The organism is Lysinibacillus phoenicis, from assembly GCF_047238325.1.
GTDB classification, from domain to species: Bacteria; Bacillota; Bacilli; order Bacillales_A; family Planococcaceae; genus Lysinibacillus; species Lysinibacillus irui.
Map to the genome: position 1 here is coordinate 2,050,461 of NZ_JBDFMP010000002.1, position 16,963 is coordinate 2,067,423.

Annotated in this window: 16 protein-coding genes; 3 read left to right on the top strand and 13 right to left on the bottom strand. The window is 33.8% G+C overall.

Annotation, left to right across the window (positions count from 1 at the left end; genetic code table 11):
• The first annotated feature begins 122 nt into the window (after window positions 1-122).
• The gene (locus tag ABC382_RS11835; protein WP_322611333.1) at window positions 123-998 is read left to right on the top strand and encodes a glycine betaine ABC transporter substrate-binding protein; all 876 of its coding nucleotides are present in this window, start codon (window positions 123-125) and stop codon (window positions 996-998) included.
• Between the two features lie 111 nt (window positions 999-1,109).
• Here the strand turns inward: ABC382_RS11835 and ABC382_RS11840 are convergent, their stop codons facing one another.
• Window positions 1,110-1,289 carry a thermonuclease family protein gene (locus ABC382_RS11840; RefSeq protein WP_322611332.1) on the bottom strand — a complete coding sequence of 60 codons (180 nt, stop codon included), beginning with the start codon at window positions 1,287-1,289 and terminating at the stop codon, window positions 1,110-1,112.
• A gap of 305 nt (window positions 1,290-1,594) precedes the next feature.
• On the opposite strand from ABC382_RS11840, the gene ABC382_RS11845 reads away from it, so the two are divergent.
• Window positions 1,595-2,500, top strand: coding sequence for a PucR family transcriptional regulator (locus ABC382_RS11845; RefSeq protein ID WP_412926829.1), 906 nt, complete (start codon window positions 1,595-1,597; stop codon window positions 2,498-2,500).
• Between the two features lie 83 nt (window positions 2,501-2,583).
• Window positions 2,584-3,681, top strand: coding sequence for an ABC transporter ATP-binding protein (locus ABC382_RS11850; protein ID WP_313469354.1), 1,098 nt, complete (start codon window positions 2,584-2,586; stop codon window positions 3,679-3,681).
• 450 nt (window positions 3,682-4,131) lie between these two features.
• Here the strand turns inward: ABC382_RS11850 and ABC382_RS11855 are convergent, their stop codons facing one another.
• From ABC382_RS11855 to ABC382_RS11910, 12 genes are all read right to left on the bottom strand, one after another.
• Entirely contained in the window at window positions 4,132-5,007 is an 876-nt protein-coding gene (locus ABC382_RS11855; protein ID WP_313469356.1) for an ROK family protein, read from the bottom strand.
• Window positions 5,008-5,095: 88 nt separating this feature from the next.
• Complete coding sequence (locus ABC382_RS11860; protein ID WP_313469358.1) at window positions 5,096-6,091, bottom strand: SIS domain-containing protein; 996 nt, start codon at window positions 6,089-6,091, stop codon at window positions 5,096-5,098.
• Between the two features lie 40 nt (window positions 6,092-6,131).
• A complete protein-coding gene (gene pfkB, locus ABC382_RS11865) occupies window positions 6,132-7,061 on the bottom strand; it encodes a 1-phosphofructokinase (protein WP_313469360.1) in 930 nt (309 codons plus the stop codon).
• Window positions 7,058-7,900, bottom strand: a complete 843-nt coding sequence (locus ABC382_RS11870) for a class II fructose-bisphosphate aldolase (protein ID WP_322611331.1) — start codon at window positions 7,898-7,900, stop codon at window positions 7,058-7,060. Before ABC382_RS11870 ends, pfkB begins: the two co-directional genes overlap by 4 nt.
• Before the next feature lie 66 nt (window positions 7,901-7,966).
• A complete protein-coding gene (locus ABC382_RS11875; protein ID WP_313469364.1) occupies window positions 7,967-8,698 on the bottom strand; it encodes a GntR family transcriptional regulator in 732 nt (243 codons plus the stop codon).
• Between the two features lie 69 nt (window positions 8,699-8,767).
• The gene (gene nagA / locus ABC382_RS11880; RefSeq protein WP_412926830.1) at window positions 8,768-9,946 is read right to left on the bottom strand and encodes an N-acetylglucosamine-6-phosphate deacetylase; all 1,179 of its coding nucleotides are present in this window, start codon (window positions 9,944-9,946) and stop codon (window positions 8,768-8,770) included.
• Window positions 9,943-10,608 carry a YesL family protein gene (locus ABC382_RS11885; RefSeq protein ID WP_412926831.1) on the bottom strand — a complete coding sequence of 222 codons (666 nt, stop codon included), beginning with the start codon at window positions 10,606-10,608 and terminating at the stop codon, window positions 9,943-9,945. Before ABC382_RS11885 ends, nagA begins: the two co-directional genes overlap by 4 nt.
• A gap of 216 nt (window positions 10,609-10,824) precedes the next feature.
• Window positions 10,825-12,438 carry an extracellular solute-binding protein gene (locus ABC382_RS11890; protein WP_412926832.1) on the bottom strand — a complete coding sequence of 538 codons (1,614 nt, stop codon included), beginning with the start codon at window positions 12,436-12,438 and terminating at the stop codon, window positions 10,825-10,827.
• Window positions 12,439-12,457: 19 nt separating this feature from the next.
• Window positions 12,458-13,336 carry a carbohydrate ABC transporter permease gene (locus tag ABC382_RS11895; protein WP_313469372.1) on the bottom strand — a complete coding sequence of 293 codons (879 nt, stop codon included), beginning with the start codon at window positions 13,334-13,336 and terminating at the stop codon, window positions 12,458-12,460.
• A 13-nt stretch (window positions 13,337-13,349) separates the two neighbouring features.
• Entirely contained in the window at window positions 13,350-14,342 is a 993-nt protein-coding gene (locus ABC382_RS11900) for an ABC transporter permease (RefSeq protein WP_313469374.1), read from the bottom strand.
• Between the two features lie 19 nt (window positions 14,343-14,361).
• Window positions 14,362-15,513, bottom strand: coding sequence for a Gfo/Idh/MocA family protein (locus tag ABC382_RS11905; RefSeq protein ID WP_341385632.1), 1,152 nt, complete (start codon window positions 15,511-15,513; stop codon window positions 14,362-14,364).
• Between the two features lie 571 nt (window positions 15,514-16,084).
• Window positions 16,085-16,867, bottom strand: a complete 783-nt coding sequence (locus tag ABC382_RS11910) for a thermonuclease family protein (protein ID WP_407132910.1) — start codon at window positions 16,865-16,867, stop codon at window positions 16,085-16,087.
• Between the last annotated feature and the right edge of the window lie 96 nt (window positions 16,868-16,963).

Consider the following 16,963-nt stretch of genomic DNA (forward strand, 5'->3'; position numbering starts at 1 on the left):
GCTGAGTTGTTTGAAAATTGCAATTTGACAAAAGTAACAACTTGTATATAAACTTAAGTTGTTACTTGTTAATATTATTTAATTTTCACTAGAAAGTAAGAAAGGATGGTAAGGGTATATTTATGAGATATTTGAAATTGTGGAAAATAGGATTAGCTATAGCATGTCTACTAGTTTTAACTGCATGTAGTTCAGCAGATGCAGATTCAAAAAGTAGTAATAAAAATGCAATAAACTTAGCCTATGTTGAATGGGATACTGAGGTAGCTTCTACCCATGTAATAGGACAAGTTTTAGAGGATTTAGGATATGAGGTGACATTGACACCACTCGATAATGGCATTATGTGGGAAGCACTTGCAAACGGAGAAGTCGATGGTATGGTATCTGCCTGGTTGCCCCAGACACATGCCCCACAAGTAGAGAAATACAAAACTAAGATTGATAATCTAGGAGAAAATCTAACGGGTGCAAAGATTGGCTTAGTTGTTCCGAGTTATATGGATGTAGATTCAATTGAGGATTTAACAAACCAAGCTAATCAAACTATTACTGGTATTGAGCCAGGAGCTAATATGATGGCCACAACGGAAAATGCTTATAAAGAATATAAAAATCTGGAAGGCTGGAATGTATTGACCTCTTCAGCTGGGGCAATGACGGCGGCCTTGAGTCAAGCCATCACTAATAATGAAGAAATTATCATTACTGGCTGGTCACCACACTGGATCTTTAATGCATACGATTTAAAATATTTAGACGATCCAAAAGGTTTATATGGTACGGAAGAGTATATTGGTACCTTTGCTCGCAATGGCTTAAAAGAAGATTCCCCTGAAGCCTACAATGTCCTTGATCGTTTCCACTGGACCCCCGAGGATATAGAAAGTGTGATGTTTGATATTATGGAGGGAATGAGTGCCACGGAAGCTGCAAAAAAATGGATTGACAACAATCAGGACAAAGTAGCCGATTGGACACAAGACGCAAAAGCATAAATGAAAAAATCCATTTACTAATCACTAGTAAATGGATTTTATGTTGTTAAAAAGGATGGTGTCACTGCAATAAAGAACGTTTGGCAAGACAGGTTAATTTTCGTTCAGCCTTTAGTCAATGACTTCTGGATGGAAGCCATCTTTTTGGAAGTAATCATCATGTGACCAAATAGTTAACTTTGCCTCTTGTGCCTTTTGTTGAATAGCTCTGAAATCATCTTCAAATGTTTTATTTGGTTTAAGAATATACCGTACCACAGCAAGACCTTCATCTAATAAGGACTCCTGCAAGAGCTAATTTTCTGTTTCGGTTCCAACAACATTCGCCTCATTTGTTTTTACAGCATTTAGCTGGGCATCGCTTTTTTGAGGAAACAGTCATGAGAAGTTGAATTTTCCGTTTGGCACCATTAATATTAGTGGCTTTCTTATTAACTTTTTTTTACCCACCACTTATTATTATAGTAGGAAATTCTTTAAATAAATATTTTATATTTGTACATATTTTACCTAGACTATGCCCTTTATGATTTTTCAAGGTAAGAATTTTAATTGTTGTATATTTTTCTACATTTTAAAATGAAGAGGTGTATTTAATGAACCTAAATCTCAAAGCATTGTTTCCTTCATATCAGTATTATCGAACAAAACCAACTCAGCTACCAAATAGCACTTTCATTTTCTATCATCATCAAACTAAAGAATGGTTTTCTGTCTCCAAGCATGAGGTTACACAGCGAGATTACCAATGGCTTACCGTTTTCTATACTGAAGTTACCTCGTCACTATTTCAGTCATCGGATACTTGGTACAACTTTATTTATTCAAATGGTAACATACCATCTAATTTATCCTTTAACAAAGCTCGAATTATTCAACTAACTTTTATAAACGAAAACCCTCCTTTAGAGGAATTAAAAGAAGCACTTTATAATTTTTTTCAGGAAGATACGATATTAATACAAGTTGCTACTAATCATTTTTTACTTATGGAACCTGTGAGTCGTTCAATGAATGAGAAAGAAGATTTCATCGCACTTATTCGTACCATTGAAACAGATTTTTATATCAGAATCCATTTGTATGTGGGTGAGTATTATGAAATCAACAAAGAGTTCCCAATTAAATTCCAAAGAGAAGCTCAATGGTTCAAGGAATGCTTAAATTTAAGATTCGCTGAACCTTATTATTCATTTCAATCAATATTTCCTATTTTTTTAATACAACAATTGCCTGTTTCTATACTAAAATTTATAGAAGAACAAATTATTATACCTTTGAAGTCTGACAAAGAATTACTTGATACTGTTAAAACTTTTTATGAATGCGGTTTAAATATTACGTTGACATCCAAGGAACTACATATGCATCGCAATACATTAACTTATCGTTTATCAAAATTCCAAGAAATTACGAATATTAACACGAAAAATTTAGATGGTGCTATACTTGTTTACTTTGCTAGTTATCTTTGGTCATCTTTACAAAATGCACAAAATTAATTGACTGAAAATTATGCATTTTAAACATTGGTTTTCTTCTTCACTTTCTTTAAACTGTAAAAAAAGAACAAAGGGGATTGAACATGGAGAAGATTATACTTAATAATATTTATAAAATATATGACGGTGGTGTAACGGCTGTATCCGACTTTAATTTAACTATTCAAGATAGAGAGTTTATTGTACTTGTTGGTCCCTCGGGTTGTGGGAAATCAACAACATTGCGTATGATAGCCGGCTTAGAAGAAATTTCAGAAGGAGATTTTTTAATTGATAACAAGAAAATGAATGATGTGCCTTCAAAGGAACGTGATATTGCAATGGTTTTTCAAAACTATGCACTCTACCCACATATGACGGTATACGACAACATGGCATTTGGCTTAAAGCTTCGAAAATTTTCAAAACAACAAATTAAGGAACGTGTCCACAATGCTGCAGCCATTCTTGATTTAGAAAATTATTTAGATCGCAAGCCAAAAGCTTTATCTGGAGGTCAGAGGCAAAGAGTCGCCCTAGGTAGAGCAATCGTCCGAGATGCTAATATTTTCTTAATGGACGAGCCATTGTCCAATTTAGATGCAAAACTACGCGTACAAATGCGTGCAGAAATTACCAAACTTCATCAGCGTTTAAAAACAACTACAATTTACGTAACACATGATCAAACAGAAGCAATGACAATGGCAACACGCCTTGTTGTGATGAAGGATGGTATTGTTCAACAAATCGGTACGCCTGAAGAAGTATACGGCTTACCTGAAAATAAATTTGTTGGCGGTTTTATAGGCTCTCCATCAATGAACTTCTTTAAAGGGGTTTTCCATGAAAAGGGATTTCAAATAGGTAATATTTTATTAACTATTCCAGCAGAAAAATCTAAGTTATTAAAAGAACAAGGCTATTTACAAAAAGAACTGATTCTCGGTATTCGTCCGGAGCATATTTATGAAAATTCTTCAGTAATTTCTGAACTGCCCCTATCGTCTATCGAAGCTATTATTGAAGTATCCGAATTAACGGGTGCTGAGCTGATGTTACATGCACAGTTAAATGGACAACCCTATATTGCACGTGTTAATTCTGATAAAAAAATCACACAAGGTCAAGTCGTAAATCTACTAATTGATATGTCTCGAGCGCATTTCTTTGACTTAGAAACAGAAAAACGGATTCGTTAGGAGCAATAAATTGCACAAGTATTATCTTCAAAGATAGGGATTCAGACAAATTGTCTGTTCCCCTTCTTCAACTTTTTCAACTTAAACTGGTTTACAAGTTGTGCTGGTCCAATTTTAGAAAATAACCAATAATTATTTTCACAACAAATATTTTTCCCTTTCTAGATGAAACTTTGCTAGTACTTTTTATTAGAAAAGACAGAAATTAATCAACAAAAGCTTTGATAATAAAATTCTAACTATTTTAACAAAGATTCAAATGCTACCTCTTGTGAAATAAAATACAATTTTCTACACATTATAAAAAAAGATATAAATCCTATTAGCTTCAGCAATAAATAAAAAACCAACTTTCTCATTACTTTTGAAAAAGTTGGGTTAAATTTTCTTATTCGTGTAAATCTCTATTTTCCTTAAGTATCTTTAAGGTAAAATCTATACTATGCTTTTTTATTTCAAGGCTGCACCGTATAGTCCAGCATCACTTTTATGAATACTGCTACCTATAATTTGTTCTTTTCCCTCAAAAGGTGTGTTTAATAATCGTTGCTGAATCTTTTCTTTAATCTGCTCTATAATTTTCGGGTGGTGATTAAAAAAACCTCCACCTAACACTATGCTATGAGGGTCAAGCATCAAAATCATTTGATGCAATTGTTTAACCATGCAATAAATTAATTGTTGCAAAATCTTATCGATGATAGGGTCTCCTTTGTAATAGAGTTCCATCATATCTTTTAATCGGATTTCCGAATTCCCCAGTAACGTTCTTCCCAACTTTTCTATAGCAGGTCCTGCGACACTTTCTTCTAATGTTTCTCCATTTTTACCTACGATATTAAAACCTATTTCACCAGATAATCCTGTTCCTCTTAGAAATTCGCCATTTACTACAGTACAACATGATATTCCAGTACTTAATGTTACATATATCATTGTTTCTTTACTAAATCCTCTAGCATTATATTCTCCCCAGGTTGCCATGTTAACATCGTTATCAATCATTATCTGCGCATGTGCAAAAATTTCAAACAAACGCTCATAAATCGGGAAATTACTCCACGGTATATTATTTTGATAAACCGCTAGACCTTTTTGTATATCAACAATACCAGGTACACCAATACATACTTTAGAGACTTCATTAAATGAAATTTGCTTCTCTAAACAGAGAATTTTAAAACTATCAATTAAACACTGGTATAAAGCTTCCCTATTTGAAACGTCACTAGGTACATCTCTTTTAATTACTAACTGCTGGTTTTGATTGAATAAAGCCGTGGCTAATTTTGTTCCACCAACATCTGCTACTAAGATATTACCCATTATTCCACCGCCAGTCCCTCGCTAGAAATTTCAATTTTCTGAAAGTAAAAGTTACCCTTATGCCTAAAATTCAATGACTATGCGTTTGTTATGATAGATTTACGACTTGCGTTAAGTTACGTGGCTTATCTGGATTACAACCTTTAAATATAGCACTTTGATAAGCTATTAGTTGGAAGTATGGAACAGCTTCTACTAGTCTATTCAAATCATCTACTTGATTTGATAAATTGAGAATTAAATCTGCTTGTAATTCTTTTGAAACTATACCTATGACAACAACAAAACCTCCAAGCTTTTGAATATCTTTTATTAATGCCTGATCATATTCCTTAGTTTCATTTTGTGTAAATAAAATCACAACTGTTTCATGATCTACAATAGAAATTGGACCATGTCGGAATTCTAAATTTGAGTAGCTTTCGCATTCAGTTTGTGTCATTTCCTTAAGCTTTAATGTCGCTTCTTTAGCCAACCCATTATATGCACCTGATCCTAAAAATATAAAACGTTTTTTTGTGGCATCCTCTGTTACCTGTAATAGCTGTTTTCCATTACCTAATGCCGATTTAACAAGTGCAGGAATTTTTTCTAGTTGTTCCATCATATCCGTTCGTCGGCTAATTTTCGCTGCATATAATTGGAGAGCATATAACATATTAGAAAATGATTGAGTCATTACAACACTTTTTTCTGATATATCATTTAAAGCGATTAATTCATCTGTCAATTTAGCCATAGGAGTGCCACCATTACATGTAACTGCCATAGTACGTATTTTTTCGTCACCTTTTAGATGTTCTAATGACATAATTATTTCCGAAGTTGTTCCGGAACGTGAAATTCCAATAATAAGATACTTTTTATTCTTTAGAATATACGTTTCAGTGTGTAAGAATAATTCAGATGCAGGTACTGCAATAGCAAACTCTCCAGTAACAGCTTGATAATAACGTGCTGCTGCAATAGCTAAATAAAATGATGTACCACATCCGGTGAATAGAACTACATCTACAGCACTTTCATTAAATGTAATTGATTGAACAATATCTTTTGTTTTTTCTAACTTTTGATCTTGTGTCATAATCTCATTGTAAGTGTACATAAACAAATCCCTACTTCTCTTATATTTTAGTTATTTGTATTTCGTCTAAGAGTCTTTCAACAGCCTCTCGTTGTACTTTAGCAATCTCTTTATTCTCTGCATTCGCAGAACCACATGCGACAGCCCATTTATATGCCTCTGTATGGTCTGCACCAAGAGAGAGTTTATAAATAAGCCCTCCTAAAAAGGCATCGCCACTTCCAACTGTATTTTCAACATGTATTTGTGGTGCATTAACTTTGTAAATCCCTAACGAATTAACAAATAAAGCACCTTGCTCACCCAATGAGAAACACACATGTTCAATTCCTAATTTTTGTAGTTTTATACCAGCTTGAACTAAGTCTTCTTGAGTCAGAACTGACTTACCAATCAATTGAGCAATTTCATCCTCATTAGGCTTAATAATGAATGGTAATGCCTTAACACCTTGTCTCAAAGCATCTCCACTTGTATCAAGTGCGACTCGAATACCCTTTTCCTTTAATAAATGGATAATTGTCGCATATGCTTTTTTTTGTACACCTTTAGGTAAGCTTCCTGACAACACAAAATAAGTGGCATGTTCGGCTTGTTTCACAACCCAATTAAGCATTTTCTGCCATTCATGTTCTTGAATAGTTGGTCCTACCTCTAAAAGCTCCGTCATTTCCTTCGTTTGCTGATTAATAATGGTTAAACAAATTCGATTTTCTTCCTCTATTTGTATGAATTCTGTTTGTAAATTTTCGTCCTGTAAAAGTTCAGTTATTTTACTCCCGTTTAATCCGCCTACAAAACCGCCAATAGTCACTTCACCACCAAGTGCTACGATAACACGGGCTACGTTAACACCTTTCCCCCCACCTTGTTGTGACTTCTGTAATACACGATTAGTCTGACCAACCATTAAAGAATTTACCTCATGCACTTTGTCAATAGCAGCGTTTAAGGTTAATGTAGTAATCATTTTTGTAACATCACAACCTTTTGCTCTACTAATTCAATTAAAGATTCACGTGCTGGAAGGAAATATTTTCTTGGATCATTTTCTGTTGGATTATCATTAAAAAAAGCTCTTAATTGCTCAGCAAACAAGTCCTTTAGTTCCGTAGAAAAATTAACTTTTGCAATGCCATAATTCAAGGATTTACGCACATCTTCTTCTGGCACTCCAGATGCTCCGTGCATGACTAAAGGAACATTTGTAGAACGATAAATTTTTTGTAAAAGATCAAATTGCAATTTTGGCTTTTGTTTATACTTACCGTGTGCTGTACCAAATGCTGGGGCAAATGATTGAATTCCTGTAACCTTCACAAAATGTTCTGCTTCCTTTGGATCAGTAAAGAATGTAGTCCCCTCATTTACGCTCAAACTATCTTCGACACCACTGATTGTCCCCAACTCCGCTTCAACAGGCACATTTAAAGCACTTGCAGCTTCTACTATTTTTTTAACCAATATAATATTTTCCTCATAAGGTAAGGAAGAACCATCAATCATCACAGAGGTATAACCTGCTCGTAAACATTCCATAACAACCTTATAAGACTCACCATGATCCAGATGTAATGCTACGGGTACTTTTGCCTGTTCAGCTGCTGTTTTTGCAAGTGCAATCATATAAGGCATCTCTACATATTTATAGGTACTTGAAGTTGTTTGCAAAATTACAGGTGCACCTACTTTTTCTGCTCCAGCAATTACTGCTTTTATAATTTCTAAATTATGTGCCCCAAAAGCCCCTATTGCATAGTTATTTTTATAAGCGTCTTCTAACATTTCTTTAGTTGTCACTAATGGCATAATAGAATTCCTCCCTCAATGGGTTGTTGGTATAATTGAAAATATAAAAAGATTAAGCAAGCTATATTAATTTAATTCCGTATAAAATCGACAACGGTCTCCTCTTACAATCGAAATACAGAATTCAACTGGTTTTCCTGAAGTATCAAATGCAGTCCGTTCCAATAATAAAGCAGGTTTTCCAACATCTGTTTTCAATAAGTGCGCTTCATCTTTATTAATAAGTACAGGTTCAAAAGCTTCTCTAGCTCTTACAACAATAACGTTAAACCGTTCTGCTAATAAGCTGTATAAAGAAGAAGTAGTTACTTCTTGTAATATTTCACTATCCTTAATAATGCTTAAAGGTAAAAATGATGATTCCAAAATAATGGGTTCATTATCTGCAAATCGCAAACGCTTCATTTCTACCACTTGTTCGTTTTCCTCTAATTCTAAATTGATTCTAACCTTAGTCGAGGGATAAACCTTCTGTATGTCTAACACTTCATCTCTAGGATTTAAACCTTTTTCCTGAATCATGCGACTAAAACTGTAAAATCCACCAAGAGATTGTTCAAGTCTTGGCTTCGAAACGAAAGTCCCTTTTCCTTGTATACGATATAATTTCTCTTCCTTTACTAATTCCTCAATTGCTTTTTTTACTGTATTTCGGCTAACTCGAAACATTTCCATTAACTGATTTTCTGAGTCAATTTTATCACCCGGTTTCCATTCACCTGATTGAATTTTCGCAAATAAAATTTGTTTTAATTGGTGATAAAGTGGGATTACACTGGATTGATCTAACAAATGCATCTTTTTTCCTTCCTTCTCTAGGTTTTGTAATCAATATACCATCTATATAAAAAGATGCCTATTGATATATCAATCCTTTTCAAAGGCAAGTTTCCCTAAGCAAAAAGTTTTCTCCACTTCTCCTTCTTCATTCAACCAAACAACATCTGCATCTTTTCCAACAGCAATAGACCCTTTACGATTGTCCAACCCTAAATGGACTGCTTGGTTCAAAGAAACAAGACGAATTTGTTCAACGATTGAAAGTGAAAGACACTCTTCTATGTTTTTCCTTGCCGTATTCATATTCAATACACTCCCTGCTAAGGATCCCGTTTTATGTTGAATACATTGATTATTGATTACTTCTACTTCATTGCCGCCTAAATCATACATACCATCTGGCATTCCCTTTGCACGCATACCATCTGTAATAACTAGCAAACGGTGTAAGCCTGTCATTTTGTAAACCATTCGTAGTAAATCTTTATGAAAGTGGATATTATCTGGAATTACTTCAATATACACATCTTCTGATAAAAGTACTGCTCCTACAACTCCCGGATCACGATGATGAAGACCACTCATACCATTAAATAGGTGTGTTACATGAGTAATACCAGCTTTTAATGCATGGATTGCTGTATTATAATCGGCGTCAGAGTGACCAATAGATGCAATAACACCTTTACTGTTTAACTCTTGAAGTAATGCAAAGTTGTTATCTTCCTCAGGTGCAAATGTAACAAGACAAATTAATTGAGTGGACTTATCGTACAAATATTTAAATTGTTGTACATTTGGCTTTAAAATAAATTCTTCTGATTGAGCGCCTTTTTTAGCTCGATTAATAAATGGACCTTCTAAGTGAATTCCTAACATTTCAGCTACTGCTGTAGGTTGATTGTTATAATAATAGGAAAGCGCCTCAATAGCCGCTTCAATTTCTGACAAAGGGCCAGTCATCGTTGTTGCTAAAAAAGCTGTTACACCTTCACTTGCTAAATGCTTTGCAATTTTTGAATAACAAATATGGTCAGCATCCATAAAATCATGTCCTAAAGCACCATGTACATGGATATCGATCATTCCTGGAATAATATAGCCTTCTAGTCGACAATCTATCACATTCTCTATCGATGCTAGTTGAGGACAGTTTTCCATTATATCAATTTCAGCGATTTTTCCATCTAATAATTCAAGGAATCCATTGTTTAAAATTTGATTTTCCAAAACAATATTAGCATTAATAATAAATGTGCTATTCATGAGGTTACCCCTCCCCCAGAACAGTTTGATAGATGGGTTTGTTCCTCTAATTCTAATTCTTTCTTATACATCTGGGATGATATCCAAGATAAAAATAATGCAGTTAAACTAATACCAAAAAACGGTAATAGGCCAGGAATCAAACTATAAATTTTATATAATATAGCAAGCCCTACGATAGTGCTAATCATTTGTAATGGATAAGCTATACTAAATATGATCGAAGCAGTAAAGTACCGTAATGTTGGCAAATCATAATAGGCGTATAATTGGAAAATATTAACTACAATAATACCGAAAAGAATACTAATTGTAATAATCGAAGTTAGTAACAATAAACCAAGTATGCCATGAAATGATGTGATAATTTGGAAGTTAATAGATAAAAAATATCCAAAAACCAGTAAGATAATACCTATTTTATTGGATGGAATAAATTCTACTTTATATGTATTCCAAAAGATTTTAACTAATCGTTTTAAGACATCTTCCCCTTGTAACCTTTTACGTAAAGTGGTAAACATTGCGACGGTTGCTGGGGATATTCCAAATAAAACAAGTCCAAGTAAAGTGAGGCCTGTCCATAATAACTGTAACACTGCTAACAATGTGATCCACTCTACTACCCAGTACAATTTTCCTTTCCATCCTCCAAATACCATGTACTTTACCTCCTAACGATAGAGATTCAATTCAAACACAACTTTATATCATGCATATTATATTTTAAATCTGAAAAGCTATAGCTTATCAACCACTAGATACACCAATAATTGAAGGTTTAGAAAATGAGGGTCACATAGGCCTTATTAACAAAAGTGAACATTTGGCTTATGCGACCTACTACATCTTGAGCTTGAAGGAAAACCTGTACCTAGTTATTTTGAACGGTCATATGCCCCCTGTGCTACTTCTAGATATTCTTGTAATCCCATCTTCTCAATTGTTTTCTTGTAGTCATTCCATTTATCAAAGCTTTCTTTACCTGTAATAAAGCTTGCCGTCATTTCATTTACATACGTTTGAATGTCTGTTAAAACTGCCGACACTCGATCATTTTCTTCTACTGTATAGTTCAACCCTGGAATAATTTTCTCATCCTTCAACGCATATGGCATTACTTGATTAGCATTATTAATAGAATTTTCTTTCGCCTCTGCACCTTGGAAATATTTTTGTGTTACAATTCCAGGATAATAACCGCCCGGCCATGTTAAATAATCACTGATCGCTTGATCTAAGTTTTTGCCATCTGGATTGTTCGTAATATCCTTTACGTATTGAATAGTACCATCGGCATTTTCTTCATAAGTGACACCCTCAAAGCCCATAAAGAACATTTTAGTCCCTTCATCACCATATAAATGATCAATCCAGCGAACCATCGCTTCTGGATTTTTTGCTTTATCTGTTAAGACAAACATTCCTAAATTCCCAAGACCATTAGTCATCGCAGTAAATTGTCTATCTCCATTCGGTCCTTCTAAAACATGTGCACCAGTATAACCATCTATTTTAAATAACTCTTTTGGGTCCACTTCACTAAGCATACCAAACGTTCCTTTAGCTGCTTCTGCCGCAAATTTCTGAGGCTCTGTCGTAAATACATCTTTATTAATTAAACCTTCTTTGTAAAGTTTATTTAAGAACTCAAGTAATTGTTTATATTCGTCTGTCGTTGGCACGAAACGAAATTCCTCAGTACCTTCTTTAAAGTCTAAGTTCACATTCATCGTTCCTTGTTTATTCAAACCAAATGAACCTCTTAAATAATAAATAATTTGTTCGATACCATAGCCAGTCCCCCAGCCTTGTTCATCCTGTAAACCATTTCTATTTGGGTCATTTTCTTTAAATGCTTTCAATACTTTATACAAATCATCTGTTGTTTCTGGGGATTGTAAACCTAGATTATCAAGCCATTTCTGGTTAATCCATGGTGCCCCTACACGCAGTGATGTAAATTTCGGATCGTAAATTGTAGGGAAGCCATAAATTTTTCCATCTGCCATCGTCACACCTTGTTTTACAGATGGGTATTCATCTAATAGCTTTTTAAAATTTGGAGCATATTGTTCAATATAATCATTTAACGGTAAAAATACGCCTTGTTGACCATACTTGATTAAATCAGTTTTCGAAAATGCTGATGCAAAAAATATTTCTGGATAATTTCCCGCAGCTAAAAGCAAGTTCTTTTTGTCCGCTAATACTTCTGTTTGAACCGTTGTCCAATTAATATGGATGTTAGACATTTTCTCGTATTCTTCCCATAACATTAGATTGTTCCAATCTTGCGATGCGAAAAATTTTGCAGCAAAACCGTCTACTTCTATTTTCTCTTTTGTAATCGGCATACCCGTTGCATTCAAGTTATCAATATTGCCGGTTTTTTCTCCAGTTTCTTTTGTGTCAGAACATGCTCCTAGTAAACTCGTAGCTAACAGCAGGCTTGCAGCTAAACCATAAACATGCTTCTTCTTTATTTTCATTTTAATTCGCTCCTATTCTTTAACCTTTTAATGAACCAATCATTACACCTTTTACAAAATATCGTTGTAAGAATGGATAAAGCATTAACATTGGTAGGTTAGCAACGATTAAAACTGCGTACTTTAACCCTTCAACGCTAAGTTTTTGAGCTAAAAAGCTTTCTGACGTGGCTTTAATCATATCGTCAGCTTGTCCTTGAATTAAAATTTGCCTTAGGATAAGTTGAAGTGGAAACTTATCTTGATCTTGTAAGTAAATCAATGCTTGAAAATAAGAGTTCCAATGTCCCACTGCATAAAATAAAACCATGACAGCCATAACAGGTAATGATAGTGGTAGTACAATACTCCATAAAATACGGAAATTCCCCGCTCCATCAATCATGGCAGATTCCTCTAACTCATAAGGAATGGACTGGAAAAAAGTCCGCATAATAATGATGTTCCATACAGCTACAGCATTCGGAATAATCATGACCCAAAAAGTATTAATCATGCCTAAATCACGAATTAATAAATATGTTGGAATAAGTCCCCCACTAAAGAACATTGTGAATACCATAAATGCCATAATAAAGCCTTTTCCTTTTAAATTTCTACGAGAAAGTGGATAGGCTGCACAAATTGTCATGAAGATATTTAACAATGTTCCAAAAAATGTGTACTTCAGTGTGTTAACAAATCCATTGGTAATATCAGGATTTTGAAATACTTTTTGGTACGCCTCCACTGTAAATTCCTTTGGCCATAACCATATATCTCCCGAGATTACGTACTCTGGATTACTTAGGGAAGCACTCAAAACAAAAATAAGTGGGTACAATACAACAAGTGCTACAATTGCTAAAAAAATATAATTAAAGATTGTAAACGCTCGATCGCCCTTTGATTCTTTCATTTTAATCTCTCCTTTACCATAAACTTGTATCACTCACTTTTTTAGCTATCCTATTAACCATAATAAGGAGGATAAAATTAATGATAGAGTTGAATAGACCTACAGCTGCTGAAAAACTATACTGCGCTTCTAAAATCCCACTACGATAAACAAATGTTGATATAACATCTGACGCCGACATATTTAAGTCATTTTGCATTAAAAATACCTTCTCAAATCCTATTGCCATTACAGATCCTACATTTAAGATAAATAAAATTACAATCGTCGGCATAATTGCAGGAATATTAATATGAATGATTCTTTGGAATTTTGATGCCCCGTCTATCATTGCCGCTTCATGCTGTGCTGGATCTACGGCGGCTAGAGCTGCAATATATATGATAGAACTCCATCCCATCGTTTGCCAAACATCAGATAGTACGTATATTGATTTAAACCATGCTGGTTCTGATATAAAATCAATTGGTGTACCGCCAAACAACATAATTACTTGATTAATCATCCCATCTGACTTTAAAAATAGTAACAGCATACCAACAACTACTACTGTAGATAGAAAATGAGGGGCATAAATAACTGTCTGTACAAATTTTTTAAAACGAAGGCTTTTTACTTCATTTAAAAGCAACGCAATAATGATTGGTACTGGGAAAGATATGAGTAAAGTGAATACACCAATCCCTATTGTATTTTTTATTAAACGCCAAAAATAATAACTATCAAAAAAACGTTCAAAATGCTTAAACCCTACCCACGGACTCCCCATAATTCCCTTTGTAGCAATAAAGTCTTTAAAGGCAATTTGCAACCCATATAGTGGATAGTAATGGAAAACCAAAAAGTAAAGTATGACAGGGGCTAGTAATAAATAAAGCTCCCAATTTTTTTTGATAGATCTTTTCCATTCTACCAAGTGATTTTTCTTTACTTTTGATTGCTTTTTGAAAAAACGTTTTGTTTTAGATGATTTTTCTTCAACAGTTGTTTTATCTAAAAGCGTCATAAACTACACCCCCTATTTATCAATGTTGCAGAATTGTAGATTCCTGTAAGATCTCAATAACTTTACCTCCATTACGAATAGATTCTGTTGCCGCGCAACCTACTGCAACACTCATCCGTCCTGCAAATGGCGTAGTTAAAGGCTCTTTATTATAGAGGATGAGCTCTACAAAATCTTGAGCAATTTTTGGATCAGCCCCCCCATGACCTCCTTCCTCAGGCTTCATCTCGTAAACAACATCACTAAGTTCTTCCCAAGTATTCGACTTTCTCGTTTTTAAATAAATTTTATTATTTACATCATCATTTTCGATACGCCCTTTCGTACCAATGAAAGTATAATTTCGTGAATAGTCGGGGGTGAAGTGACATTGTAGATACGAAGCTTTTATGCCACCTTCCAATTCCATAATGAGCATATTATTATCCTCTACATCAATTTCTTCACGGAAAGCACATTCCGTAAATGTATGGGGAACATATTCTGGGCAAGTTTTTTTCTGATCACATGTTGGACACGTTAACGTATTTGGATTATCTCCACCATAATAATCCAAGCTCCCAAATGCAGATACCTTCGTTGCATATTTCCCAGAAATCCAATGAATTACATCTAAATCATGTGAGCCTTTTTGAAGTAATAGAGATGTTGTATTTTTTGAATTTCCGTGCCAATCGTGATAGTAGAAATAACCTCCGAATCCAACAAAATGACGCACCCATATAGCCTTTAATTCTCCAATGGCACCTGAGTCAATTAAGCCTTTCATCGTTTGATACATAGCCATATAGCGCATATTAAAGCCAATCATTAGATGCTTCCCTGATTTTTTCCATGCATCTAATATTCGATCGCAACCTTCCACTGTTATGGCTAATGGTTTTTCAGCATAAACGTGCTTCCCTGCTTTTAAGCAAGTAATAATATGTTCTTCATGCAAATAATCTGGCGATAAAACAGCTATTGCATCAATATCATCTCTTGATAATAATTCCTTATAATCCTTCGTTAAAAATAAAGGAGTATCGAATTTTTCCTGAAACTTATCTAATCGTTCTTGAGAGATATCAGCTAATGCCACTACTTCCGATTCCCCGTCAGGTTTATGCCAGTATTGTGCCAAACCCCCTCTTAAACCGGCTCCAATTACACCAATTCGTAATTTTTTCATTATAATTCCCCCTTTTATCTTACTTTTGCCCATGTATTTCGAAAACGTTTACAAATTAGACTAACTATCCATAACAACACAACTACACGTCAACACGTTGTAGGTACAAGTTAAATTATAAGTATGTAATGAATATTCTAAAAATTTAACTGGAATAAATATATAATTCTAACACTTAATATGTCAATACCCCAGGTTTTATCCGCCTGTATAAACTATTTGGTATCAATATGAGTTAACTCGTTCAAAAAATTAGAAAGTATATCACTTCTTCAATAGCTCAATCCATTACACTTTTCTTTTAAAATAAATAAAAAAATTCCGAAAATAAAGACTTTTAAATTACCTTCATATAAAAGTATCCTATCTAGGAAGCTTTTAATTTAGAGACAGAACCTCTCCAATTGTTATTTTTTATAGCATCTACTTCCTTTTTGCAAGTTTTGAGTGCTAAATAGTTAACTTGAAATGTCGTTTTATTTGTATTTAAATCTACTAATTTACAAAAATAAAAATAGCAGAGTTTAGTGAAATACCAAACTCAGCTATTGAATTAGTGATGAACTTCATATTATCTTTCTGCTGCCTTAAAACCTGCATTTTCAGCCTCGACTACAGAACAGAATAGCTCTTCTGCTTTTACATCTTCGTAATTCTGTTGGCCAGGTAAATGATAAATTTTAGCACCTTTAGCATTGATATTCCCTTTTATATTACATTGTGATTTATTATTGTAGTTATTATTTTTATTTTCATCCTTACTATTAAATACTTCTTTTCTAAATCCTCTATCCGTTACATAATTCTCAACTGACCATATACCTATTGCCTGTTGTTGAGCAGTTCTTTGTACTGTTTCAAACCAATCAACATGTTTAGTATTTGGTTCGTATATATAAGCTACACGGGCAAGTCCATTTTTCAAAAGTTCTTCTTGAATATTAATACCTTCATCTGTGTAAACGTAAGCTAAAAGTCTCTTATATTTATCTCTATATGAAACATCAAATTCTAAGTATACTGTTTTTTTATCTTTTAATAATTGCTTAGTAAATTCTTTGGCTTCTTGGCCGAAAGGTTGTTCCCCTAAACTAGGATGATTAGTTTCAGGTGTATCAACTAATAGTAGCCTTACCTTCTCAGTTGAACCATTATATTGTATTTTCAATGTATCTCCATCTATTACCCCTTCAAGTGGAAATTCTTCAAAGGATTTTATATTGTGCTTTGAACCTGCTTCTTTAGAGGCTTCTGATACAATTTGATTCTGGTTGTCATTACGTATTGTAGTTTCTTCTGTACAAGCACTTATTAGTAGTGTTGAAAGCAATAATAAAAAGAAAACTTTTTTCATAAATTTATTCCTCTTTCCATATAAAAATGTTACTGTAATAAAAAATCTTCAGCCATTGTAACAACTGAAGATTTTCATACATATATTTATTTAAAT